The organism is Alicyclobacillus hesperidum subsp. aegles, assembly GCF_027923525.1.
Taxonomy (GTDB): domain Bacteria; phylum Bacillota; class Bacilli; order Alicyclobacillales; family Alicyclobacillaceae; genus Alicyclobacillus; species Alicyclobacillus aegles.
In genome coordinates, this window is the sequence record NZ_BSBJ01000003.1 from 61,273 (window position 1) to 83,328 (window position 22,056).

The 22,056-nt window shown below is 53.5% G+C and carries 26 protein-coding genes and 1 pseudogene; 12 read left to right on the top strand and 15 right to left on the bottom strand.

Annotation, left to right across the window (positions count from 1 at the left end; all coding sequences use genetic code 11):
- Window positions 1-13: 13 nt before the first annotated feature.
- Window positions 14-1,099 (bottom strand): annotated as a pseudogene (cobT, locus tag QMF38_RS14765) (nicotinate-nucleotide--dimethylbenzimidazole phosphoribosyltransferase); the annotation flags it as partial.
- 160 nt (window positions 1,100-1,259) lie between these two features.
- On the opposite strand from cobT, the gene QMF38_RS01495 reads away from it, so the two are divergent.
- The 4 genes from QMF38_RS01495 (at window position 1,260) to QMF38_RS01510 (ending at window position 3,682) form a co-directional block, all read left to right on the top strand.
- On the top strand, window positions 1,260-1,613 hold the full coding sequence (locus tag QMF38_RS01495) for a winged helix-turn-helix transcriptional regulator (RefSeq protein WP_040288332.1): 354 nt from the start codon (window positions 1,260-1,262) through the stop codon (window positions 1,611-1,613).
- A 128-nt stretch (window positions 1,614-1,741) separates the two neighbouring features.
- A complete protein-coding gene (gene queD / locus QMF38_RS01500) occupies window positions 1,742-2,209 on the top strand; it encodes a 6-carboxytetrahydropterin synthase QueD (RefSeq protein ID WP_281758449.1) in 468 nt (155 codons plus the stop codon).
- Window positions 2,206-2,982: a 7-carboxy-7-deazaguanine synthase QueE gene (locus tag QMF38_RS01505; protein ID WP_281758451.1), complete on the top strand. Its 777-nt coding sequence runs from the start codon at window positions 2,206-2,208 to the stop codon at window positions 2,980-2,982. The genes queD and QMF38_RS01505 overlap by 4 nt, the downstream gene beginning before the upstream one ends.
- Window positions 2,983-3,007: 25 nt before the next feature.
- The gene (locus tag QMF38_RS01510) at window positions 3,008-3,682 is read left to right on the top strand and encodes a haloacid dehalogenase type II (protein ID WP_281758453.1); all 675 of its coding nucleotides are present in this window, start codon (window positions 3,008-3,010) and stop codon (window positions 3,680-3,682) included.
- A gap of 64 nt (window positions 3,683-3,746) precedes the next feature.
- Here the strand turns inward: QMF38_RS01510 and QMF38_RS01515 are convergent, their stop codons facing one another.
- Window positions 3,747-3,944, bottom strand: coding sequence for an alpha/beta-type small acid-soluble spore protein (locus QMF38_RS01515; RefSeq protein ID WP_040288328.1), 198 nt, complete (start codon window positions 3,942-3,944; stop codon window positions 3,747-3,749).
- Between the two features lie 190 nt (window positions 3,945-4,134).
- Here QMF38_RS01515 and QMF38_RS01520 point away from each other — a divergent pair, with 190 nt between their 5' ends.
- Window positions 4,135-5,604, top strand: a complete 1,470-nt coding sequence (locus QMF38_RS01520) for a Ppx/GppA phosphatase family protein (protein ID WP_281758457.1) — start codon at window positions 4,135-4,137, stop codon at window positions 5,602-5,604.
- A 77-nt stretch (window positions 5,605-5,681) separates the two neighbouring features.
- Here the strand turns inward: QMF38_RS01520 and lgt are convergent, their stop codons facing one another.
- The 4 genes from lgt to metA all read right to left on the bottom strand — a co-directional run bounded on the left by lgt (window position 5,682) and on the right by metA (window position 8,262).
- A complete protein-coding gene (gene lgt / locus QMF38_RS01525; protein ID WP_281758459.1) occupies window positions 5,682-6,488 on the bottom strand; it encodes a prolipoprotein diacylglyceryl transferase in 807 nt (268 codons plus the stop codon).
- A 77-nt stretch (window positions 6,489-6,565) separates the two neighbouring features.
- On the bottom strand, window positions 6,566-6,868 hold the full coding sequence (locus QMF38_RS01530) for a Spo0E family sporulation regulatory protein-aspartic acid phosphatase (RefSeq protein ID WP_058094852.1): 303 nt from the start codon (window positions 6,866-6,868) through the stop codon (window positions 6,566-6,568).
- Between the two features lie 157 nt (window positions 6,869-7,025).
- Window positions 7,026-7,280: a hypothetical protein gene (locus QMF38_RS01535; RefSeq protein WP_058094851.1), complete on the bottom strand. Its 255-nt coding sequence runs from the start codon at window positions 7,278-7,280 to the stop codon at window positions 7,026-7,028.
- Between the two features lie 46 nt (window positions 7,281-7,326).
- The gene (gene metA, locus QMF38_RS01540) at window positions 7,327-8,262 is read right to left on the bottom strand and encodes a homoserine O-acetyltransferase MetA (protein WP_058094850.1); all 936 of its coding nucleotides are present in this window, start codon (window positions 8,260-8,262) and stop codon (window positions 7,327-7,329) included.
- Window positions 8,263-8,453: 191 nt separating this feature from the next.
- Between metA and QMF38_RS01545 the strand changes: the two genes are divergently transcribed.
- A complete protein-coding gene (locus tag QMF38_RS01545) occupies window positions 8,454-9,107 on the top strand; it encodes a hypothetical protein (RefSeq protein ID WP_058094849.1) in 654 nt (217 codons plus the stop codon).
- Between the two features lie 94 nt (window positions 9,108-9,201).
- The gene (locus QMF38_RS01550) at window positions 9,202-9,615 is read left to right on the top strand and encodes a hypothetical protein (protein ID WP_058094848.1); all 414 of its coding nucleotides are present in this window, start codon (window positions 9,202-9,204) and stop codon (window positions 9,613-9,615) included.
- On the opposite strand, the gene QMF38_RS01555 is transcribed toward QMF38_RS01550, so the two are convergent.
- From QMF38_RS01555 to QMF38_RS01580, 6 genes are all read right to left on the bottom strand, one after another.
- Entirely contained in the window at window positions 9,590-10,384 is a 795-nt protein-coding gene (locus QMF38_RS01555; protein WP_281758464.1) for an ABC transporter permease, read from the bottom strand. The two genes, QMF38_RS01550 and QMF38_RS01555, sit on opposite strands and share 26 nt — an antisense overlap.
- Window positions 10,381-11,310: an ABC transporter ATP-binding protein gene (locus tag QMF38_RS01560; protein ID WP_058094846.1), complete on the bottom strand. Its 930-nt coding sequence runs from the start codon at window positions 11,308-11,310 to the stop codon at window positions 10,381-10,383. The genes QMF38_RS01555 and QMF38_RS01560 overlap by 4 nt, the downstream gene beginning before the upstream one ends.
- 137 nt (window positions 11,311-11,447) lie before the next feature.
- Window positions 11,448-12,500 carry an inorganic phosphate transporter gene (locus QMF38_RS01565; protein WP_058094845.1) on the bottom strand — a complete coding sequence of 351 codons (1,053 nt, stop codon included), beginning with the start codon at window positions 12,498-12,500 and terminating at the stop codon, window positions 11,448-11,450.
- Between the two features lie 178 nt (window positions 12,501-12,678).
- Window positions 12,679-13,071: an aspartate 1-decarboxylase gene (panD, locus tag QMF38_RS01570; RefSeq protein WP_058094844.1), complete on the bottom strand. Its 393-nt coding sequence runs from the start codon at window positions 13,069-13,071 to the stop codon at window positions 12,679-12,681.
- An 80-nt stretch (window positions 13,072-13,151) separates the two neighbouring features.
- Window positions 13,152-14,036, bottom strand: a complete 885-nt coding sequence (locus QMF38_RS01575) for an SGNH/GDSL hydrolase family protein (RefSeq protein WP_232302273.1) — start codon at window positions 14,034-14,036, stop codon at window positions 13,152-13,154.
- Between the two features lie 137 nt (window positions 14,037-14,173).
- Window positions 14,174-14,392 (bottom strand): heavy-metal-associated domain-containing protein, encoded by a 219-nt coding sequence (locus QMF38_RS01580; protein WP_040288317.1) that lies wholly within the window; start codon window positions 14,390-14,392, stop codon window positions 14,174-14,176.
- Between the two features lie 153 nt (window positions 14,393-14,545).
- Between QMF38_RS01580 and QMF38_RS01585 the strand changes: the two genes are divergently transcribed.
- Genes QMF38_RS01585 through QMF38_RS01595 form a run of 3 tightly spaced genes read left to right on the top strand, consistent with a single transcriptional unit; the run spans window position 14,546 to window position 18,506 of the window.
- A complete protein-coding gene (locus QMF38_RS01585) occupies window positions 14,546-16,189 on the top strand; it encodes a spore germination protein (RefSeq protein ID WP_281758468.1) in 1,644 nt (547 codons plus the stop codon).
- Complete coding sequence (locus QMF38_RS01590; protein ID WP_281758469.1) at window positions 16,186-17,319, top strand: Ger(x)C family spore germination protein; 1,134 nt, start codon at window positions 16,186-16,188, stop codon at window positions 17,317-17,319. The genes QMF38_RS01585 and QMF38_RS01590 overlap by 4 nt, the downstream gene beginning before the upstream one ends.
- 14 nt (window positions 17,320-17,333) lie before the next feature.
- The gene (locus QMF38_RS01595; protein ID WP_281758470.1) at window positions 17,334-18,506 is read left to right on the top strand and encodes a GerAB/ArcD/ProY family transporter; all 1,173 of its coding nucleotides are present in this window, start codon (window positions 17,334-17,336) and stop codon (window positions 18,504-18,506) included.
- A 6-nt stretch (window positions 18,507-18,512) separates the two neighbouring features.
- Here the strand turns inward: QMF38_RS01595 and QMF38_RS01600 are convergent, their stop codons facing one another.
- The 3 genes from QMF38_RS01600 to glpX all read right to left on the bottom strand — a co-directional run bounded on the left by QMF38_RS01600 (window position 18,513) and on the right by glpX (window position 21,103).
- Window positions 18,513-19,382, bottom strand: a complete 870-nt coding sequence (locus tag QMF38_RS01600; RefSeq protein WP_006445571.1) for an aldo/keto reductase — start codon at window positions 19,380-19,382, stop codon at window positions 18,513-18,515.
- Between the two features lie 427 nt (window positions 19,383-19,809).
- Window positions 19,810-19,983, bottom strand: a complete 174-nt coding sequence (locus QMF38_RS01605) for a hypothetical protein (RefSeq protein ID WP_157057236.1) — start codon at window positions 19,981-19,983, stop codon at window positions 19,810-19,812.
- Between the two features lie 154 nt (window positions 19,984-20,137).
- Window positions 20,138-21,103, bottom strand: a complete 966-nt coding sequence (glpX, locus tag QMF38_RS01610; protein WP_058094839.1) for a class II fructose-bisphosphatase — start codon at window positions 21,101-21,103, stop codon at window positions 20,138-20,140.
- Between the two features lie 187 nt (window positions 21,104-21,290).
- Here glpX and QMF38_RS01615 point away from each other — a divergent pair, with 187 nt between their 5' ends.
- Entirely contained in the window at window positions 21,291-21,605 is a 315-nt protein-coding gene (locus QMF38_RS01615; RefSeq protein ID WP_058094838.1) for a cytochrome C oxidase subunit IV family protein, read from the top strand.
- Window positions 21,606-21,622: 17 nt separating this feature from the next.
- Entirely contained in the window at window positions 21,623-22,048 is a 426-nt protein-coding gene (locus tag QMF38_RS01620; RefSeq protein WP_058094837.1) for a DUF1284 domain-containing protein, read from the top strand.
- The last annotated feature ends 8 nt before the right edge of the window (window positions 22,049-22,056 follow it).

Sequence of the window (22,056 nt, forward strand, 5' to 3'; positions counted from 1 at the left end):
GATTGGAGACGCGCGCGTCGGCAAACGTCGCTGTTTCCGCCATGATTTCACACCCTGCTTTGATCAGCGGCCAAGCCATCATGGCCCCCGTTCCTTCACCGACGCGCAGGCCCATATCGAGCATAGGCGTCTTTCCAAGCGCGGACAAAATCCGGCCATGCGCCGGTTCAGGCGAGCGATGGCCGGCAATGAGATACGCGCTCGTCTGGGGCCGCAGACGCGTTGCCCACAGCGCGCAAACGCCTGCGAGCAATCCGTCCAGCAAAACAGCCACGCCCGATGCGCTGGCTTGTAAGATGGCCCCCGCCATCGCGGCCAGCTCAAAGCCACCCAGTTGTGCCATCCCGGCTAACCAGTATGCGTCGCTACCCGGTTCGTAGGCCTGACTGGCGCTCTGCCAGAGCGCACACGCTCGCTCAACGGCATCGCGCTTGCTCGCGACCGCTTCGTCGGCGATGCCCGTACCTGGCCCGACCACCTCCTGTGCGTCGAGACCCAGCAACCATGCGGCAAGCGCGCTGGCCGCCGTCGTATTGCCAATTCCCATTTCACCAAGAATCAGCAAATCCATGCCATCTTCTTCAACGGCTCGTAACGCGGCCTTCATGCCAATTGCAAGCGCTTGTCGACACTGCTCTTCGGTCATCGCCGGGCCGGACGTAAAGTCGGACGTGCCAAGCCCAACTTTCTCGACGTGCACGCGTGGATGGCGCGGCTTGCGCAATACCCCGACGTCGTAGACGTCGAGCGCAACGCCCATGTTGCGAGCCATCACCGAAGACACGCTGGTGCCCATCGCGATGTTGACCACCATCTCTTCCGTCACATGCTGGCCGTAGCGCGAAATAGAGCGATTCGATGCGACACCGTGATCAGCGGCGAATAACAGAAAACGCGGTCGCCTCACGGATGGAATCGCTCGGCCTTGGATGGCGGCGAGATCGCATAAGATGGGTTCGAGCAAACCGAGACTTCCAACCGGCTTGGTCAATTGATTTAATCGATCCTGTGCTCTGGCATACGCCTTTGGGTCGACCGGGCGCGGATCAGGAAGTTGCAAAGGGCCGTCCACCGCTGTCATCTCCTTCATCGTGCGCATTCACTTGTCTCAGATGTAACAGAACTGGCGGCAATCTGCAATGGATGGAGGGTTTCGCCACGAGTGGTCGAAGATTCTGGCGACGGCAAAGAAAAGTTACTCACATTCAGTAGGAGACGTTGAAAGAATTGTGGTACAATATCGTTAGGAGATGATCGTCATGGGCAACCATGAGCAGATATGCCCGCGCTTCGAGTCGGCTTTCGCCCTTTTGGGCAAGCGCTGGACCGGGCTCATCATACGGGTTCTTTTGCAGGGTCCGAAACGATTTAAGGATATCTCGGAAATGATCCCGAACATGAGTGATCGAATGCTTGCCGAGAGGTTTAAGGAACTTGAAAAGGCGGGCATTTTGATTCGTCACGTGTACCCGGAAACACCGGTGCGCATCGAATACGAGTTGACACCCAAAGGCAAGGCACTCCGCCCTGTGATGGATGCGGTGCAACAGTGGGGCGACGAATGGGTGACCCCGGAGGAGTGTCAAGAACTCACGTCGAAATTGAGTCGCTGAGACCAATACAGCGATGGAAGGCTGTCATCCAACGGGTATCCTTGGTGACAGCCTCATTTACGTGTATAGGAACATATTCCTCTTATGCGCACAAACAACCGTTCAGTCGGTAGTAAGGAGTGGAGACGATGGCCGAATACAGAATCCCTGAGCGACTGCAGGTTCTCGGCGTCGATATAGAGAAATCGGAACTCCCTTATCATCAAAAGCGCGTCGCCGTCACCAAAGAATTTACGTTCGATGCGGCACACCATCTGCACGCGTACGACGGCAAGTGTACGAACTTGCACGGCCACACCTATCGGCTGGTCGTGACCGTCAGCGGCTTCGTCAATGCCATTGGCATCGTGATCGACTTCGGCGAATTAAAGCAGATATATCGCGATGTCATTGAGCGCAAAGTGGATCACCAATATCTGAATGAAGTGCTGCCAAAGATGAACACGACCGCCGAAAACATGGTCGTATGGATCTGGGAACAATTTGAGGCGGCCTTGGCTCAGTATGATGCTTACCGCGGCCTTCGTTTGGAGCAAATTGATCTTTTCGAGACGCCGACGAGTAAAGCGACGCTCAAGCGGGAGTGGATGATATGACTGGAAGCTCCGCTGGCACAACGGTTCGGCGTAACGTCGACTGGCACGTACAATACGAGCAGGCTCGCGAGGGCGATTGGCGATCCAGTCGCTTACCGATGGTTGAGATTTTCGAAACGGTGGAGGGCGAAGGTACGCGAGCAGGGTATCCTACCGTCTTTGTGCGCGTCTTTCACTGTAACCTGCGTTGTACCTGGTGCGACACACCCTACAGCTATGCCCCTGCCAAGCCGGAATTCGAAGCGTCGATTGGCGAGATCGTAGACCGCGTGGATCAGTTCGGCTGGCATCAGGTCTGCCTAACTGGCGGGGAACCGCTGATTCATCGGCACAAATCCCAGTTGCTCATCGACGCCATCGCGAGCCTGCCACAAATCGAGGACTTACATGTCGAGACCAACGGCGCGATCGACGTCCGGCCATTTGCAGCCCTGCGCGAGCAGTCTCCCGAATTGGCGGCAAAGCTGCGATTTATCGTCGATTACAAACTCCCGTCAAGCGGCGAACAGGCGCAGATGGTGCACGAACACCTGGCTGCCCTCTCGGACCGGGATGAAGTGAAATTCGTGATTGCGGACGATCACGACTTTGACACAGCCGTCTCTGTCTTGGCGGCCTATCCAACCAAGGCTCAGGTCCTATTCAGCCCTGTTTGGGAGTCGATGCCTCCTCGTGAACTGGTCAACCGGATACTGCAACACCGACTCTCACGGGTCAAGCTGAATCTACAAATACACAAAGTCATTTGGGATCCGAATCAGCGCGGCGTATGAACTTATGCGGCAGGGGGATATGAAAATGGCGGTTGTGGCGTTTGATGCCTATGGAACACTGTTTGATATAAGTGATTTGGCGGATGTTGCGCGCCCCTGGTTTGCGGACCAACCCGCCGCCGATGCATTTTGCCAACGTTGGCGACAGCTTCATCTCGAGTTTGCGTGGCAATCGGCATTGGCTGAGCAGTATCGCGATTTCGATCAACTCGCAAAACAATCCCTTTACGCCGCACTCGCCGAGCATGAGATGGTGCGGACAGATGCCGATGCGGTCGTCCAACAGCTACTTAAACACATGCAAAAGGTTCCTGTGTACCCCGATGTCAAGCCGACACTTCATCAGTTGGGCAATTACAAAACGGCCGTTTTGTCCAATGGAACCCTGCGCTCTCTACAAGCCTTGGCCGTTGCAAACGATGTTTTATTTTCGTTCGACTTCATCCTTAGCGTCGATCCCATTCGCACCTATAAACCGTCGCGCAAGGCTTATGCCCTTGTACAATCGGCCTTTGGCTGCGAGAAGCGGGAAGTTCTCTTTGTCTCAAGCAACAGTTGGGATATCGCCGGCGCGAAAGCGTACGGATTTCGCACGTGTTGGTGCAATCGAAGTCAAGCGCCATATATATCGCACGGACAAAAGCCGGATTACGTGATCGCAACGCTTGCTGAGTTGCCTGCCATCCTGGCCGAATCATGACGTTGTATCACGGTGAAAAGGGGCCGAACCCAATGGTTCAGCCCCTTTTGCAAACCCAATCTAATTACACACGACCAGCAAGGTTTTGCTCAGCAAATGCGACCAGGCGTTTCGTGATCTCGCCGCCGACCGAGCCGTTTTGGCGCGATGTCGTTTCGGCGCCCAAGTTGACACCAAACTCGGAAGCAATTTCGTACTTCATTTGCTCCAAAGCCTTCTCTGCTTGCGGAATCAACTTGCTGTTGTTATTGTTGTTGGCCATCGTCATTTACCTCCTTGTGGTGTGGTGATGATGACAGTTGTATTGTGACCCCATAGCTACGATCTATGCCACATTTATCATTCCTAATAATCCATTCAAAGCCAAATCCATCCTTCTGAACGAATCGACTTCCGCCAGCCATACGCTTATCATGATACTGACTGAAATCAAAGCGGAAGAGGATGAACACATGGAACGAAGCGAGCGGCTCGGTATTCTCGATCTCGGTTCCAACTCGTGCCGGATGTCGCTATTTGATACGTTTGCAGACACGACGTATCGTCCTGTTTATGAAGTCAAACAAAATGTACGTCTCGCGGAGGGCCTTTCAAATGACGGCAGTTTGACTGACGAAAGTCTGTCACGAGCCATCTATTGTCTGAAACGATTCGTCCGCGTTGGAAAATTGTATGGAGTCACTCGGTGGCTTGCCGTCGCCACCGCTGCGGTTCGCCAAGCCGATAACCGCGAATATGCGCTCTCGTTGTTGGAGCATGAAACCGGCGTTCCATTTCGCGTCTTAACTGGGGACGAGGAAGCCCGCTACGGATACTTAGGCGTGATCAATACCGTCGCCCTAAACGACGCGTTAATCTTTGACATTGGTGGTGCCAGCAGCGAATTGTGCCTTGTGCGCAATCGTCAACTGCTGAACGCCATCAGTATCCCCTATGGGGCACTCAATCTTCGTGAAATGTATGGCGCCCTTGGCGAGCAGGGAGCTGTCGAACGGGCTTACGCAGTCGTAACGGAGGCGTTAGCAGACGTTGTATGGTTGGCAAACGCCTGTGCGTTGCCGCTCATCGGCCTTGGCGGAACCGCCCGCGCCATGGCCAAACTTCATATGGGAGATACGGGCGCTGAATGGACACGGCTACATGGCTATTCGTTCCCCGCTTCTTACACAGGTGGAAAGCTGCGCGAGCTGCAGGCCATGAGTGTGAATAAACGGCGTAAAATTAAAGGTATTGCCAAACACCGAGCGGAAATTATCACGTCCGGGATGGCAATATTACAAGCTATTATCGATCACGTACGCCCCACCACCATTCATATCAGTCGCAACGGCATTCGCGAAGGGTTGCTCTTCGAAGCACTGCTTGCCGAAGCCCAAACACCTGTCGTCGGCTCCGTGTTGGCGCACAGCGTGGGCAACTTGCAAAGGCAGTTCGAGGTGGATCGCAATATTGCCGCCATCGTGACGACCGCCGCCCTGCGGCTATTTGATGTCATGCAGCCCGACGCAGATTTGAATCAAGAAGACAGAATGATTTTATGGACCGCTGCTCAAATTGAAGGTGCGGGTACATATATACATCCGGAACATGCGGCGGATCATGCCGCTTACCTTGTGCAATCGACGTACTTGTATGGCTTGTCCAACGAACAATGGGCCAGGGTTGGACATGTGGTAAGCGGAAAAACGCCCGATCCACGTTGCGCGAAGCTCTCCGTATTGCTTCGACTTGCGCGCTGGCTCACGTTAGAACTCGGCGTTCCCCTCACGGATATCGGATGGGTCACACAGCCCCGTCAATTGTCCATCGCTGGCGGTGCAGATCTCTGCCTGATTGCACCAGATACTGCAGACGCGAAAGTCGTGGAGGATGCACAACGTCTGTTCGGGATCACGCTTCACTTCTCGCAAGCCTCATCATGAAGAAAAACAAAACGGCCCAGGTCTGCCGGAAACGCTCCGACAGCTTGGGCCATCATATGATCCCCATGTATCGCGATTCACTCACCCTGCACACCCAACGGAGTTTTGCGCTTTTCCTTCAAAAAGATCCAAACGCCAAGCAACAAGCCGACAAGAACAGTCGCGAGTGCGGTCCACTGTGCGGCGTCCCAGCCAAAGACACCCCGCGGTGAGTCGCCGCGAAGTATCTCGAGAAAGAATCGGCATATGTTATACACGACCAAGTAATACACGAACGGGAACCCGAGCGGCCAACCCTTCTTGCGCTGCAATATGACAAACAAAAGGGCCAAGAGCACAATATCAACTTGTCCCTCCCAAATGACCGCAGGCCATAGGGGTTGGTGTCCATATTGCTCATACGCCAAGGTTCCGGGTGGGAATAACACGCCAAAGCCTTGGTGAGTCGGCGCACCAAAGGCACTTCCGTTCATAAAGTCTGCGTCACGACCAATGCTCTGCCCCAGCAAGATGCCTGGCGTCGCAATGTCAGCAAAGTGCAAAAAGCTCTGCCGCTTTCGCCATAAATAGATGATGGACGCCGCTAGCGCACCCGCAATACCGCCCTGGATAGACAGGCCTCCGTGCCAAACCTGTAGAATCTGACCCGGATGTGACGCGTAATAGCCGAAGTCGAAGAAAAATACTTGCCAAAACCGGGCTCCCACGACACCACCGATGAGACACAGCGGTGCGAGCGCCCACCAATGCTCGGAATCCCCAGGGTTTCCCCGAACCTTGGCTAAATAAAGCGTGATGCCGAGTCCGAGTAGAAACGCCAGTGCAAAAATTGTGCTGTAAGAACGAACCGGAAACGCACCAATGTGAAACCAATACGAATGCACGCTTGCCACATCCTTTGTTCGAGTTAGTCACTCGTACCAATTTCCGTAGCCAGCGTACATGGATTCGCACCGCCCAGTCAACTCGTGGTCGTGCGATCCGTAAACTGGACGACGTGAAACCTTCTACGATACTGGAGGGGAAGTATACGTTTTTCGATATACGTGTGTTCTCCTGAGACACGAGGAGCAAATCCAATCTGCCTATCGTCGTTCGCGACAGTTCCGAGCTGGTTGCGCATCGCCGCCACCAAATGAAGATCCAGCAACTGACTGATGCGAATGACCCGCTCGTCTAACAGATTACCTGTTTCCTCTGCGGTCTCAACCATCTTTTTGCGCAGATATTCAACCAAATCTGTGGTGTTGCCCGCGCAGGCCATGAAATTCCCCCCACCCAAGTGACACAAAACCAACGTTCAACATTATACGACGTTTTGTCGTGTGAGGGGAAAAATAGTTGGAACAAAAACGTGACAAGATTGTCGAACAAAGTCGATCCGAAAGGGATTTCGTGAAATCGGATTGGATAGCTAAAGGTTATCCGCGAACAAGCCGAACGATCGCAGCGACAATCGCACTGGCGACCATCGGATCGATATATTGCGACAGCAAATCGCGTCGTAAAAACCGATGTTGTAACAGGTACTTACGGACTGTCGACAACAGGCCAAAAGCGAGGACAAAGAATCCCAATACACACGCAATTTTGACAGAATCGCCAACCACGCGCGCGATCCCCCATGTGGTTGCGGAGCATAGCAATGCCGTCACCACGCGAATCCACCAGACCATGACGACACACTCCTTGCAAATGAGATGATCGCGCTGTCATTGATGCTTACGACTTCGCCACGCGCTGTCGAATACGCCCGCTCAGGTCGTACGGTGTCTCTTGGTATACGCAGTAATTCAGCCAGTTCGCAAACAAGAGATTGGCGTGGCCGCGCCACCGATTCAAAGGCTCACGCCGCGGATCGTCCAATGGGTAATAGTTGTATGGCACATCGATTTCCAATCCTCGTTCGATGTCCCTTTGGTATTCTTCGGCTAGCGTTATAGCGTCGTACTCCGGATGTCCGGTGACAAAAATCTGACGAGCATCCGGGGTGGCGATAAGAAAGGCACCGGCATCGGCTGACTCGGCGAGGATATCGAGCCCTTTGACGCGCCGAATATCGTCCGGCCGCACTTCTGTATGGCGCGAGTGCGGCGCCAGAAACACGTCGTCAAAACCTCGCGTCAAGTTACATCGAACGTTGACGACGTGTTCGAAAATCCCGAACGTCTTGCGCTCCAGCGCGTATTTCGGAAGTCCATAATGTCTATATAACCCCGCCTGCGCGGCCCAGCAAATATGCAGCGTCGAGGTCACCGCACCCTTGGTCCAGTCGAGAATTTCACAAAGCTCTGGCCAATACGTCACTTCTTCAAACGGCAAGTGTTCAACAGGTGCTCCCGTGATGATCATCCCGTCATATGCCTGTTGTTCCACTTCATCAAAAGTCTGATAAAACGCCTCAAGGTGCTCCGTCGAAGTATTTTTCGCAACATGGGATCGCATGCGCAACAACGTGACTTCCACCTGCAGCGGCGAGTTACCGAGCAAACGCAATAACTGCGTCTCGGTGACTTCCTTGCGCGGCATGAGATTTAAAATCAAGATCTTGAGCGGGCGAATGTCCTGCGTATAAGCTCGTTCTTCGCCCATAACAAAAATATGTTCAGACTGCAAAATTTCTTTCGCAGGTAAGTGGTCCGGAATCTTGATTGGCACGTCGAAGCCACCTCTCATCTGAGTTTGCCTTGATTCGAAAAACATCAGAATCGGACAAATTCCGCAATGGTATCAGTGTAGCATAAATCGCCCCGTCTCACCTTGCGCCCAAAACACTCGGGACACTCGCACAGGACTTCAGTTCAATGCATTCTATGGTGATGACTTCGCGATTAGGAGGATGTGTACGCGTGGCAAGTGAATTTCCGTGGATGTTTGACGCAGAGCATGGGCGTAGCGAATCACCGTCACATACTGCAAAACAGGAGAGTCATGCAATCTTGGAGCCATCCTCACCATCTGCCTCCGACCCCGTAACACCCATTGCGCCTATGCCACCGTTCTCGTTCGACGACCCCGACAGCTCGCCCGCGGAGGTAGTCTTTCACACACCGCAGATGCCTTCGGCCCCACCGATGGCGACGGGCTTCGAGGCGCCGGGCGTGCAATATGAGGTAGTGGAAGAAAAGGTCGAGATCGAGGAAATATGGTTTAAACCCCATCCGCACCATCAGTGCCTGAACATCTGCGAGTACGTGAAAGACTGCATGCTGCATTGTGAGCGGGCCCTGCATATGCTCATGTGCCAACCCGACGCCCCGCTGCGCAGGCGACAACTGGCCCTATTACAGGACATGGTTGACGTATCGCTGATGACCACACGCGTTATCGCTCGCAAGAGTCCGTTGATGAAATCGGCACTACTCTATTGCGCAAAAGTATGTCGTACGTGCGCAGACGAGTGTGCGAGCTATGCGGACCCCGTCTCGCAGTCTGCAAAACAGTGTTGCCTACGTTGCGCGGACGCCTGCGAAAAGTTTATCGCGGGATACACGTGGATGTAGCCGAAGGTTGAAGACTGAGTGAATCCAACCGCCCCCCTTTGTCGACATGCTAACCAGCGCGTCCGCATAGGTTGTACAGAGGGGGTGCTCGCGGGTGCTCATCGCCATGGTAGTGCCGATCGCGCTGATTGAAACGTGGCTCATATGGAAGCGGATTGGCGCAAGCGCCGACGCGGACGCCGTCGTCTCTCGCGACATCGCAAACAGCGTGTTGATGCGACTGACGTTTGCGACGCAACTGATTGTCGAACTCTTGGTCCACAATAAAACGGTGGGCGGGATCGCAGCCTGCGTAGCGGGCGTCAGCGCCGGCTTGTTGACGATGCGATCCGCCCACCTCGAGGCGTTTTCCGAGCTTGCGATGAACGTGTTTATGGGCGTATCCATGGGCATTTTTCTAGTCGGGTCCCTACCACGTCACATCACCATTTTACTGATTACACCCGTGCTCGGATCGAGCGTATTCACGTGGTTGCACGTCGTTATGCGGAAACGTCTCGCTTCGTAAAGGACAACCAAGATATGGCGAGAAAAACGACATAGTACACGATGAGTACGATGATAGAAAACGATAGAGTCATGTTCGGCAAAGGCGACATATCGTTCTCAAAGTACGGTGCGAGGTTCCAGTTTGCAAACAAGACAAACCGATCCCACGCATAGCTGCGCAACACTTCTGTGATGACCGGGCCAAAGAGGACCAGAAACACCGAGAGTGCAATCGCCACCACAGAACTGCGAAATAGTGTAGAAATCATAAAGGCTAACGTCGACGTCAAGAGTAGCGGAATGGCCAGATATGCGTACGTTCGCACACTTTCTGAAGAAGCCGGGATCGACACGGCGTGTCCGCCGTACGAAAGTAGGTATGGTTCACCCGCTCCCGAAAAGCCAAAGACAAGGCCGCCGACAAGCCATGCGACGAAGACGGTGAACACGAGAAGTGTAAAACTGAACGAAAGAACGGACAGATACTTGCTAAGGAGTATTTTCCATCGGCGGTGTGGCCGAATAAGCAAAAGTTTGACGGTACCGCCTGCAAATTCCCCGCCGACAATGTCACCGGCGACAATCGATGCAAACACGATAACAAGATAGACGGCACGGCCCATACTATCCATGAACATCCAAACTGTTTCCTTGTCATGCAACTGAACGGCCGTATGATGTTTTAAGGCGGCCCCTAATATCGCAATGGCCGTAATAGCAGCGAAAAATATCCAAGTTCTCGCCCGACGATAGATTTTCACGTGTTCATTGCAGATAAGACCCATCATGCTTTGTCTCCACCTCCCGTCATTTCTAAGAATCGATCTTCCAACGTCTGCGTAACGATACGCACTTCAAAGACCGGTATATCCGATTGCACCAGCAATTGATGAACGCGTGGGATGACATCCCGCGGGAGTTTCATTTCAATGCCGCCATCGACTACGGCGAGATCCGCCATGCCATCCACGCGTCCGATCAGGGCCGTCTTTGCTTCCTGCCCACACTCAGTCTCGACAAATAGGCGCACCAGTCCATCTGTTCCAGCCGCAACCATCTGGTCGATCCGCCCGACGCTGACAAGCCTCCCCTGTTGGATGACGGCGACGCGATCGCACATTAATTCCATCTCGCTGAGCAAGTGACTGGACACAACGACAGCTACGCCTTCCTCGCGAGCCAAACGTCGCAGATGATCGCGCAACTCGCGAATACCTGCCGGATCGAGCCCATTTGTAGGTTCATCCAAAATTAACACAGATGGGCGATGCAAAAGCGCTTGTGCGAGGCCGAGACGCTGGCGCATGCCTAACGAATATTGACGGACTTTGTCGTGAATGCGCTCGGACAGTCCGACAAACTCCACGACTTCATCGATTCGCCGCGGCTCAATCCCCGGCGTCATGCGCGCAAATTGCCGTAAATTCTGATACCCAGACAAGTACTTGTACATCTCAGGATTCTCGACAATCGCACCCACTTGGCGGATGGCTTGTCCATAGTCGCGCACGATGTCGTGCCCCGCAATTTCGACCGTTCCTGAGGTCATGCGGATGAGACCGACCATCATCCGAATGGTTGTGGTCTTTCCCGCTCCGTTTGGACCAAGCAGACCAAATACCTCGCCGGAAGGAATGTCGAACGTCAGGTTGTCGACAATCGTCTTTTGGCCAATCCGTTTGGTGAGCCCTCGCAATACGATGGCGTTTGGCATGCAGCCCCTCCTCAAAGACAAATCCATGGTATCGGCTTACGTTCATGGAAAAACTCCACAAACCCTATTGTTTGCCGATCACCATGGATTTTGTCAATAGCCGAACGAGAATGTGGCCTGTCCAGCAACGCCATTTCCTACTCTTCTTCGACCTTTACGCGTCGGGTATGCGGGCGCATACTCCAATAAAGAAAGGCCACAACAACGGAAGCAACGGCGATAAATAAAGACGTATATTGATTGCGAGCCAAGATATCGACCAACAAATAGCTGACGAGTAACGATGTCACAGGAGACACAATCCAAGTCTTCAGAATGCGCGTAACCACGCCTTGCCGCCAAATGTCCGACCCGACATGAGATTGACCCACGCCAAAAATGGCCATTGTCGTCGCCTGTGTCTGCGGCACAGGTAAACCAAGAATCGAAGCAACCAGAACCAGCGTCGCACTCGTAAAGGAAACCACAATGCCTTGCATCAGCGACAATTTCGTAATCTTTTTCGCATTTGTATCTAAGACTTTGCTACCGAGCGTCAAAGCGCCCAGGGAAACGAAGAGGGCTCCCCAATACAATCCTGCGTGTACCGTAAGAATTCCAGATGCCACCATTGGTCCAACCGCGTTCGCCACGTTGTTCATCCCCGCCGAAAACGCCTCATAACATCCGGCCAAAACCAGCACGGCGATGAGGACTGGCACCATTCCCTTTACGTTGCGCAACAAACGTGGCTCTACGTGGCGAACCAGAATCCCTAACATAAATGCGATACACATCGCGATAAACGGCATCACCAGCCAGACGGCGATGATGAATAGCAGGTGTGCGTAATACACGTGGCCCATTGCGAGACCCGCACCGACGACCGCGCCCACGGTTACCTCACTCGTGGACAACGGGACGCCAAACAGGTTGGATCCAAACAAGGTAAGACAAGCTGCACCCAGAATGATGACGGTGATCTCAACCGTGATCACGTGCGAAGGAACAATGCCGCTACCGATGGTTTTGACCACGCTTCCCCCGCCAATCACCGCACCGAGAAACGCCGCCATGGCAACCAGCAGCAACGCAACCCACTTTTTACGCACTGCGCCAGCCCCATATGCCGCACCCATCGACGCGGCTGTACCGCTTGCCCCAATGTTGGCGGCAAAGAACAAGGCGATCAGCCAAGCTGCTATAACCATGGACATCCCTCTTGACGTACCTTCATGGTACCCAAATCATCATAAGTCCTAAGCGAAAAACACATTAAACCAAATAGAAAAGTCGGATTTAGAGCAGTGTAGCATACTGAAGATGCGGTTGCAATTGTCGCTTGTCCTAAGTTTCTGCGCCGCAACGCCAAGCGCTGCGGCGATCCCATCAAGGTCCGTCCTGCCAACCGTCAAAGGGCCTACTTGTCACGACGGAGGTGATCTCGTTGTGATCACCTACAAACACGACACTCGCGGTAAAGTCCTCCCATTCGCTTTCGTCGATCCAAGCTAGTGATAGGACAATGGCTTGATCGCCCGGCTGAAAGTGGCGGGCCGGCGGGCCGTTCAGGCAGACAACACCGCTGTTCTCCTGGCCTTCAATCGCATAGGTTTGCCAGATAACACCGTTCTCGAGGCTCGTGATTTGCACCATTTCGTAAGGTCGAATGCGAGCGGCTCGCATCAAAGCCGGATCCAGCGTGATGCTTCCCATGTAATTGAGATCTGCCTGCGTGACGCGAACACGGTGAAGCTTACCTTTGCACACTTTCCTCAGCACGCAAATCGCCTCCTCCCCACATCCGCAGACGTGGTGTTCGATTCAGCATATTGTTTGCGTGCTTGTTCATATGTTCCAAGTTACGCGCTGGTATCCGCAGTTCCGCCGCCACCAGAACCTTGGTTCGCAGTGTCTCCGGCCCCCGGATCCTGCCACTCGATGGGCCCCGTGCCAAAGGTTTCGATGAAATCGTCAAAGAGAAGTTCTCCAGCCAGTTCGTGTCCAGCCTCGTTCGGATGCCAACTGTCGCCGTAATATTGCTGCCAAGTCTGACCGTGCGCGGCCATATACACAGACATGTCGTGGTTTAAATCGATGAAATAAATGTTTGGGTTGTCAAAAGAGCTCGCCTGTTGCTGTTCCAGAGCGATGTAATTCTCCACTTCGGCGTGATTGTACGTGGCTGTGGCCTTGGTCACAGGCGACGTCACAAAGATCACCACAGCATTCGCCGCAAGCGCTTCCTGAATCTCGTCGTGTATGGCTTGGCTAAACGCGGCCATCGGAGTCTTGTCAAACACATCATTAAGCAAGCCCCAAGAAATGACGACAATCTGAGGCTTATCCTCGGCCAGCCAGGTCGCATACTTGCCACTCTTGTCCAATCCCACCGGCGATCCGCCCACCACCGTACGATCATCATACGCATACTGCGTATCGGTCGAATTCGAAAGTGCCGCAAACGCGCGCTTTAGATAACTATCGTTGTTCGGATCTTTCCACCCGTGTGCCATGGATCCGCCGATAATCATCACCTTTTGGGTGGTCAGTTGGCTGGATAATTGCCCTGTAGGCGTCGCCGCCAGCACGTTGGCGGAGCGGTTTTGCAAGGTTCCAATACACCAACCGCCGACCATCAGCATGGCCCCACTGATGACCAGGCCCGCCCCGCGCCACAGACGTCGCCATGCCTGACGTCGTGTGGCATCTACCCCCCGCATGTGCTCCTCCTCGCGATCCGCCATCGCTGTCACCCTTTCGAGCTCTGCCACGTGGAAAGGTCCGAATTGCCTTTCATCCAGCTCGCTTGATCAAATCTCCTTTCGCTATGTATATCAAAAATTCCTTGAAGCGAATTCGAAAAATGCGGCAAACGCCAATCTCAATGCACAGTTTTGTGTGCGTCGCAATTCACTTCGTCGATCACGTTGCGAATCACTGCATCATCGACTGTATCGTCGTCGTACGTGATGACCGCAATTTCATCCGAGAGGTCGACGTCGAAGTTGCGTACGCCCGCAACGGCGTGTAAGGCCACCGATACGCGATTGGCACAAAGTGGACATGTTGCAGATTGCAGCGTGATCGTTGAAATAGCCATGGAAAGAACACCCCTTCCGCAGATGTACGGATAGCATCCCCATGCGACGGTGGGCGTTATGCCTAGGACGAGCAGACACATACCATCAACACGCATAACCTTCCAGAATTATACACATGCTAAAGGCGCACCTATGGATAAGGGTGGTATCGCATGGGATGGTTCAAACAACTGACAGAGCGCTGGTCGTTTACCAATCCGGTACACGGCCGCTATGCCCCACACATACCAAATTTCAGGGACTTCCCTGACTATACAGGCAAGCTGGACGAGACGCTTGACTACCTTGCCCGGACACTCGGCGTAAGCGACGACTATGTCGTTCGCATGATTGAGGTTCAAGGGGTTTCGGGAGCGTTGATTTTCTATTCGAGTATCTGCGACAAGCGTGCGGTGGAAGACACGCTGCGCTCGATTCATTCGCACCGCTTCCCCCGCCGCATGCCAAAGAACTTGTCTCAATATTTGATCGAACACGTGCTCATCGGCTCCGACGCCATTTTCATGGTCAATATGTTCGAACTGCGCGAAGCCGTAGCATCGGGCAAGCTGGTTTTGTTGTTTGACCAACACAAACCGGCCGTCGTCATCAGCGCGAAAGCAGTGGAGCATCGCACCCCAGAACAGCCTACGGTTGAAAGTGCATCGCGCGGATCGCAGGTTGCCTTTGTTGAAAATATCGACATCAATCTGGGCATGATTCGGCAACTGCTGAGCTCCGATACCTTGGTCATTAAGCGCTGGACCATCGGCGTTCGCTCGCATCATACTGTGGCCCTGGCATTCATTCGGGACGTCGCCAACCCGGTCTTGGTCGATACCGTCATGAAGCGCTTGGAAAGTATTCATATCGACCACATCAGCAACTCGGCTGCCATCGAGCAGCGCATTAGCGATCATCCTTGGTCACTGTTCAATCTGACGCGGGTGACGACGCGCGTGGATAGCGTCTGCCGCGAATTAAACCAAGGAAAGGTGGTCGTGATTGTCGACGGCGACCCCACCGTACTCCTTGCACCTGCGACGTTTCAGGACTTTTTCCAAACCGAAGAGGATTATGTGCACTCTTGGTGGGAAGGGACATTTATTCGCTGGCTGCGCATCATTGCGTTTGTCCTAGCCGTGTGGCTTCCCGCACTCTATATCTCATTTGCCGACTTCAGCCCGGAACTGTTACCCAAGACCATGGCGTTACAAATCGCGCAATCGCGGCAAGGCGTGCCGTTTCCGGCCGTCATGGAAGTCATCATCATGCAAACGGTCGTCGAGATTTTGCGAGAAGCGACCCTACGTATGCCGAAACAAATGGGCCAGACCATCAGCATTGTCGGCGGCTTGGTCGTCGGTCAGGCGTCTGTTGAAGCGGGCATTGTCAGTAACATCCTGATCATCGTGGTCGCGCTGACTGCCGTCAGCATCTTTGTGACTCCCAGTTATGAATTCACCGTCATGATTCGCCTGGGCGGCTGGATCATGATTTTAGCGGCTACGCTGCTTGGATTTTATGGGGTCGTGCTCGTCACCATCTGGGCCTTGTATGAAATCTGCAACTTAAAGTCTTTTGGTGTGCCCTATGTCGATCCTTTAGGTGGCGATTATGTCAAAGACGCCTTTGTCGATGGCTTAATCCGTCTGCCCATCACGGTGATGGACAAGCGCACCAAGCACTTGCATCCGTTCGACGCAACCGGCGATACGGATCTGGTGGTGCCCATCCCCCATCCGCAGCTTGAGAAGTGGCCGCCACCGTCCACCACCCCAAAGCGTAGGCGAAGGTGGTGGCAACGTCAGCCATGAAACGACTGTGGCCTTTGTTCATCCTCGTCCTTTTTGGTGTGACAGGGTGCGGAGATTACCAAAAAATTAACGAGCGCTCGCAAATCATTGGCATCGGTGTCGATCCAGTACCAGGGCGCGACGACATGCTGGCGTTCACACTGCAGATACCGAATTTAGAAAAACCTGCGTCGGAAAACATGAACCTTGGTACAGACGGCAGGCAAGGTGGAGAATCGCAAGCTTATAAAAACTTTTATGTCGAAGCGACTTCGTTGCAATCCGCAATCGCTCGGGCACAGACGACCTATGACAAATCGTTTTTTCTTGGCAATATGGAATCCATTGTTTTACAGTCAGGACTGAGCGAACAAGCGGTGATGCGCGTCACGGAGCAGATGATGCGGGACGAGTCGCTTGACAAGCTTGCCGTAATCGTCGCAACATCGTCATCAGCGCGCTCCGTCTTGGAAGCCAACACCAGTTCTCCACCCGCTACCTATATCGAATCGATGTGGACGCGAGCCATCCCGCAACGCGGCTTCACGGCACCGACGCGCCTGTGGGAATTTTGGCGAGACGCCGAGTTGATTGGCCGCGAACCGCATATGCCCCTCGTCGAAAGTTTGGACAATAGCGTCAAGGTCGGTGGAACGCTGACCTTTCAAGGATATCGACCGGTTGGATCGCTCACGCCTGATGATACGGTTTTTTATAACTTGCTCGCTCACGATATCCATGCCTTGGCCCTGAACATCCCGGATGGCGACAGATCTTTTGACATCAAAAATGCGTCGAGCCACTCAAATTTCTATGTCACAAATGACCACGGCGGGCTGACCTTGCACGACGTGATCCATGTAAGTGCAGACCTCGCGTCATCTGAAGGACTTGGCGAACGCCCCATTACGAACGCCGAAAGTGAACGGTACGAAGACGCCATCGAATCCTACGTCAAGGCGAATGCACGAAATGTGCTGAAAAGACTACAGGAGAATCAAACAGATATTGTTGGATTTGGATTTTGGTATATGATTAAGCATCCAAAAGCGGCTCTTCTCGTGCGCGATCATTGGAGCGACATGTTCAGCCATGCGCGTCTCGATGTGCAAGCTCACTGCACCATTTCCCGCGAAGGCAACCTCATATGACAGGAGGTAAACACTTGAACAAGGCAACCCTTTCTAAGTACCAAGCCATCGCTCTTTCTTCATCAAGTTACCTGCCTGTCATGTTCTGGTTTTATCCAAGCGTTGCTGTACACTACGCACTGCTCGACGCACAGTGGGCAGTTCTCGCTGTGGTACTTATCGGCGTTTGGGTCAATTGGATGCACGGCAAGTTTAATGACCGCTTCCCGAATATGACAGGGGCGGATCCGGCCATCCTGCTGTTCGGAAAACCCTTGGGCAAACTGATTGTCATAAGCTATATGCCAGTCTACATTCTGTTTGTGGCGCTCAGTCTATATTTCACAATTAGTTTGATGAAGTACTTTTTCCCGCACACGCCTCGCTATATCCTTGGCGCCGCCATGATGCTCGTCAGTTGGCGTGGAGCTTGGTGTGGAATCGAGACGCTTGGCCGCACGGCCGCCATTGTTCATCCTTTGACCTTTGCTGGCATTATTGCAGCGTTTACAGCCATTTTGTTTCAAGCGAAGCATCCAATGATCCCGCTTACGATGGCAAGCCCAAAGGCCACCGCCATCGCAACCTATCATCTGCTACCCCTTTATCTCGGCGTGGATCTCATTCTCATCTTGAGTCCATATTACGCACACAAAAACAAGGTCAGTGTATGGTACCCAGTATACGGATCCATAGCCAGTGCCATCATTGTGCTCTTGGTCTTCTTTTCCATCGTGATGAACCTAGGTTGGTCCCCTGTGGAACGGCTGGCCTATCCAGTCCAAGTGGTCATTCAACTCATTCGCATGCGTGGCTTTTTGGTCGAGCGCTTAGGAATTGTAATTATCATCCTATCGGTCGCGTTCACCACGCTTTTTATCAGCAATCACATCTGGGGCATTTCCACGACCATTGCTCGAATATTTGGCCAGTCGGATCACAAGTTTAAGCCGTTTACCTTCTTCACTGCGCCGTGTGTATATACCATCAGCATGATTGTGCAGTCGACCGTCGAAGCGCGCTCGCTCGTATACAACATTCTGACCCCGGTGACTTGGCTGCTTGTGGTCATTATTCCGACCGTCAAGCTCGTCACGTCGTACGTACGAAACATCCGTACCGATGACCGAGAAGAAGGTCCGAAACAAATCAAGCAGCCAAGTCGCAGGTACCGGCGGCTTCAGCGCCGAGCGAAAGGAAGAGTGTAAACGGTGTTACTGCGCCAAGCTCGACAACGTTTGAAAATCAGCATCACGAAGATCGATACTGACGGCCGCCATGTTCTCTTCCAAATGTGCGACGGATGAGGTGCCGGGAATCGGAAGCATGACGGGCGAACGCTTTAGCAACCAGGCTAAAGCCAATTGGGATGGTTTCGCCTGCAACCGCTTGGCAATCTCGTCAAGGGGTCCGCCCGCTTTCGCAAGCTGGCCAGTCGCCAGTGGAAACCAAGGGATGAACGCAATCTGATTCGCCTCGCAGTACTGTAAAACCGGCTCGGCATCGCGTTTTACGAGGTTATACAGATTCTGCACAGATGCGATTTTGGCAATTTTACTGGCGGCTTCAATTTGCTCAACGCTCACTTCGCTCAGACCGATGTGGCGAATCTTCCCCTCGTCTTGTAATAGCTTTAACTCGCCGATTTGCTCTTCCAGAGGAACCTTGGGATCGATCCGGTGCAGTTGTAACAGGTCAATCCGCTCAACCCCTAGATGGCGCAAGCTTAAATGGACCTGTTGTCGTAAATATTCGGGTCGTCCGACCGGGCGCCAATCGTCCGGACCGGAGCGGGTAAGTCCCGCCTTTGTGGCGATGACGAGGTTATCCGGGTACGGGTGTAACGCCTTGCGAATCAACATTTCGGACACAAACGGTCCGTAGGCGTCGGCTGTATCAATAAACGTGACATCGAGTTCCACCGCGCGGCGCAGGACTCTCACAGCTTCATCAGGATCGCGAGGATCTCCCCAAACCCCTGGGCCTGTCAATTGCATAGCACCGTACCCGAGACGATGCACGGTCAAATCGCCGCCGATGGTCAACGACCCAGATCGCTTCGCGGACATCGTTTCATTGGTCATGTTATTCCTCCAAGTCTCTCATACAAATGTTTAGTTCGGCATACTCCGTTTAACCTGTCCAAATCAAAACGCCAAAATGCCTACACCGACCTGTCACGTACCAATCTCGCGTGCGTGATCGGTCTAACGCCCGTCGTGTTCTATGTACGATACGGTTGATACCTGTGGCAAAATCGCTGACTGTGTCGCAAGTGGTCGTGGTGAACTGTCCATTCTCTGCGCATCAAAATCAGGAATGTTAGGAGGAAAGTGCTTGGTCTTGCGCGTAGTCGCCGCATTGTATAAACAAAGCCAAACGACAGCGGCCGTCGGTACGTGTCGATGTCATCGTGATCGGGGGAAATTACGGGAACCGTCGGGGGTGTGATTATCCGGGGCGACGATGCCGCAAGAGACTCCACCAATGCGACGTCGCGCCCCCTTTGTATTAGGCCCGTTGGAACAGCTGTACCTGCACAAGGAAGGAGTCTGGCATTTCTTGCTTGGCAAACGCCTCTGCTTCTTTTGCACTTCCAAGGGGGGGCGTGAGAACGATTTTCGGCTTCTTGGCAATCACTTCGTACATCGTCTTATATGCAAACACCTTGTATACGCTCATCATGCTATGCTCGCCTCCTGAATTCCATCTTTCATATGTAGTGTATTCCGGAGGCGTTGTGCACTCAATCGAAAAAACGTCGATTGTATGCGCTAGCATCAGAATGTTGTACGAAACGTTAGGCTAACGAAACCGCTTGCCCTAACGAAATAGCCACTCAGTCGTTCCACCCCACTTTGCGATCCAGATTATGAATGGCATCGACAAAACGCACTGTACCCGTTTTCGCACGCATCACAATCGACTGTGTACGGGCACGGCCGTTCGCAAGGAACCGCACACCATGCAATAGCGATCCTTCCGTTACACCCGTAGCCGAGAAAATGGCATCGTCACCTGCAACCATGTCATCCAACATGAATACGTGATCCACATCCGTGATTCCCATGTCCAGACAGCGCTGACGCTGCTCTTCATTCTCGGGAAGCAGGCGCCCCTGCATCTCCCCACCCAGACATTTCAGGGCACACGCGGCCAGGACCCCTTCCGGAGCGCCGCCCGCCCCCAGCAAGATATCCACTCCGCTTTCCGGAAACGCCGTTTGTATGGCAGCGGCCACATCGCCGCTCGGAATGAGCTTGATCCGGGCACCAGCCGCCCGCACTTGCTCAATGAGTTCCGCGTGCCGGGGCCTGTCCAAAATGACAGCAACGACCTGTGACACAGGCTTATGATTGGCCTTTGCAACAGCCTCCAGATTTTCACGAACGCTCTGTTCCATATGTACGCGTCCCTTGGCACTTGGTCCAACGACAAGCTTATCCATGTACATATCCGGTGCATGGAGCAGGTTCCCGCGCGGCGCAATCGCGACGACGGTCATCGCGTCCGTCTGACCACTGGCGACGACCTCTGTCCCTTCCAACGGATCTACCGCAACGTCGACGATGGGAGGCACGCCAGTACCCAGTCGCTCACCGATGTACAGCATAGGGGCTTCATCCATTTCCCCCTCGCCAATGACGACGGTTCCGTCCATCGAGACGGTGTCAAACATCTTTCGCATCGCTTCGGTCGCCGCTCTGTCTGCTTCCATCTTGTTGCCCCGCCCCATCCAGTGCGCGCTCTTAAGCGCCGCCAGTTCAGTTACGCGGACAATTTCCATCGCCAATTCGCGTTCCATGTCACATCCACCTCTTTACTTTCCAACACCCCCAGTATCATCTTCACGACGACCGACTATGCGAACAATTGCCGAATCTATTCTTCTATATCTTGCATTCGCGGAATCCCTATAGTGAAATGAACATGAGCTGTATGACCGTGTGCAGTTGGCGTACCGCCGTTTTCTTTGGCAAGGAGGCATTTCGATGCAACCGACGGACGAAGATTCATCACTGCCATTTCCTTGGCGTTATGTTTCGGCATTTCTCATTTGCGTTGCCTTGACCGGACTCGCCATTTTGATTGCGAACGAACTTCATATGCCTCATGCTGTTACCGTCGTTATCATCCTTGGCATGGCACTGGTGCAAGTCATTCTTCAACTTACATTGTTGTTGCACGCCAGTTTCAAAGACGAGCGCTGGGTGCGCTTGGCCGCCCTCCTTGGCGGCACATTTATCGCCGTCGTCGTCGTTAGCTTTACCTATTTGGTGATGACCTTTCGAAGCGGCGTTTCATGACGAGGAAGGGGATTTGCATGATTCGACTGCGTGGCCATCACTTGCTGTGTCTGCTCGGATATCGGGGCATGGGCTACTCGCAGGACTACGTAAGTAACATGACACAAATCTATGAAACTTTGCGCAAAAATCCAGAGACGCGTATCCGATTGGTGGCCGGCCCAGACGATTTGTGCGCGCGATTTCCAGTTGACAAACCGTACCACTGTCAAAATGCAAGTGTCCACAGGCGCGATGCAGCCGTATTGGCTCGCCTTGGGCTCAAGCCTAGTGGTTGGGCAACCTGGTCCGAAATCCAAGAACGCATCGCCCAGCGCGTGGAGTCCCATGACATTCACGGGTTATGCAAAACGTGTTCCTGGCGCACCTATGGCGTTTGTGAAGAAGGTATCGTGTTAGTTCGGTCAGGCCGCCCTTTGCCCCCTGCACCGCCAGTCGACTAAGCGGCGGT

What these genes read in the sequence shown, in the direction of transcription:
- QMF38_RS01495 (WP_040288332.1), top strand. Translation starts at nt 1,260, where the DNA reads ATGGGCAACCATGAGCAGATATGCCCGCGCTTCGAGTCGGCTTTCGCC.
- queD (WP_281758449.1), top strand. Translation starts at nt 1,742, where the DNA reads ATGGCCGAATACAGAATCCCTGAGCGACTGCAGGTTCTCGGCGTCGAT.
- QMF38_RS01505 (WP_281758451.1), top strand. Translation starts at nt 2,206, where the DNA reads ATGACTGGAAGCTCCGCTGGCACAACGGTTCGGCGTAACGTCGACTGG.
- QMF38_RS01510 (WP_281758453.1), top strand. Translation starts at nt 3,008, where the DNA reads ATGGCGGTTGTGGCGTTTGATGCCTATGGAACACTGTTTGATATAAGT.
- QMF38_RS01515 (WP_040288328.1), bottom strand. Translation starts at nt 3,944, where the DNA reads ATGGCCAACAACAATAACAACAGCAAGTTGATTCCGCAAGCAGAGAAG.
- QMF38_RS01520 (WP_281758457.1), top strand. Translation starts at nt 4,135, where the DNA reads ATGGAACGAAGCGAGCGGCTCGGTATTCTCGATCTCGGTTCCAACTCG.
- QMF38_RS01530 (WP_058094852.1), bottom strand. Translation starts at nt 6,868, where the DNA reads ATGGCCTGCGCGGGCAACACCACAGATTTGGTTGAATATCTGCGCAAA.
- QMF38_RS01535 (WP_058094851.1), bottom strand. Translation starts at nt 7,280, where the DNA reads ATGGTCTGGTGGATTCGCGTGGTGACGGCATTGCTATGCTCCGCAACC.
- QMF38_RS01555 (WP_281758464.1), bottom strand. Translation starts at nt 10,384, where the DNA reads ATGATGGGTCTTATCTGCAATGAACACGTGAAAATCTATCGTCGGGCG.
- QMF38_RS01560 (WP_058094846.1), bottom strand. Translation starts at nt 11,310, where the DNA reads ATGCCAAACGCCATCGTATTGCGAGGGCTCACCAAACGGATTGGCCAA.
- QMF38_RS01565 (WP_058094845.1), bottom strand. Translation starts at nt 12,500, where the DNA reads ATGGTTATAGCAGCTTGGCTGATCGCCTTGTTCTTTGCCGCCAACATT.
- QMF38_RS01575 (WP_232302273.1), bottom strand. Translation starts at nt 14,036, where the DNA reads ATGGCGGATCGCGAGGAGGAGCACATGCGGGGGGTAGATGCCACACGA.
- QMF38_RS01580 (WP_040288317.1), bottom strand. Translation starts at nt 14,392, where the DNA reads ATGGCTATTTCAACGATCACGCTGCAATCTGCAACATGTCCACTTTGT.
- QMF38_RS01585 (WP_281758468.1), top strand. Translation starts at nt 14,546, where the DNA reads ATGGGATGGTTCAAACAACTGACAGAGCGCTGGTCGTTTACCAATCCG.
- QMF38_RS01590 (WP_281758469.1), top strand. Translation starts at nt 16,186, where the DNA reads ATGAAACGACTGTGGCCTTTGTTCATCCTCGTCCTTTTTGGTGTGACA.
- QMF38_RS01600 (WP_006445571.1), bottom strand. Translation starts at nt 19,382, where the DNA reads ATGACCAATGAAACGATGTCCGCGAAGCGATCTGGGTCGTTGACCATC.
- QMF38_RS01605 (WP_157057236.1), bottom strand. Translation starts at nt 19,983, where the DNA reads ATGATGAGCGTATACAAGGTGTTTGCATATAAGACGATGTACGAAGTG.
- glpX (WP_058094839.1), bottom strand. Translation starts at nt 21,103, where the DNA reads ATGGAACGCGAATTGGCGATGGAAATTGTCCGCGTAACTGAACTGGCG.
- QMF38_RS01615 (WP_058094838.1), top strand. Translation starts at nt 21,291, where the DNA reads ATGCAACCGACGGACGAAGATTCATCACTGCCATTTCCTTGGCGTTAT.
- QMF38_RS01620 (WP_058094837.1), top strand. Translation starts at nt 21,623, where the DNA reads ATGATTCGACTGCGTGGCCATCACTTGCTGTGTCTGCTCGGATATCGG.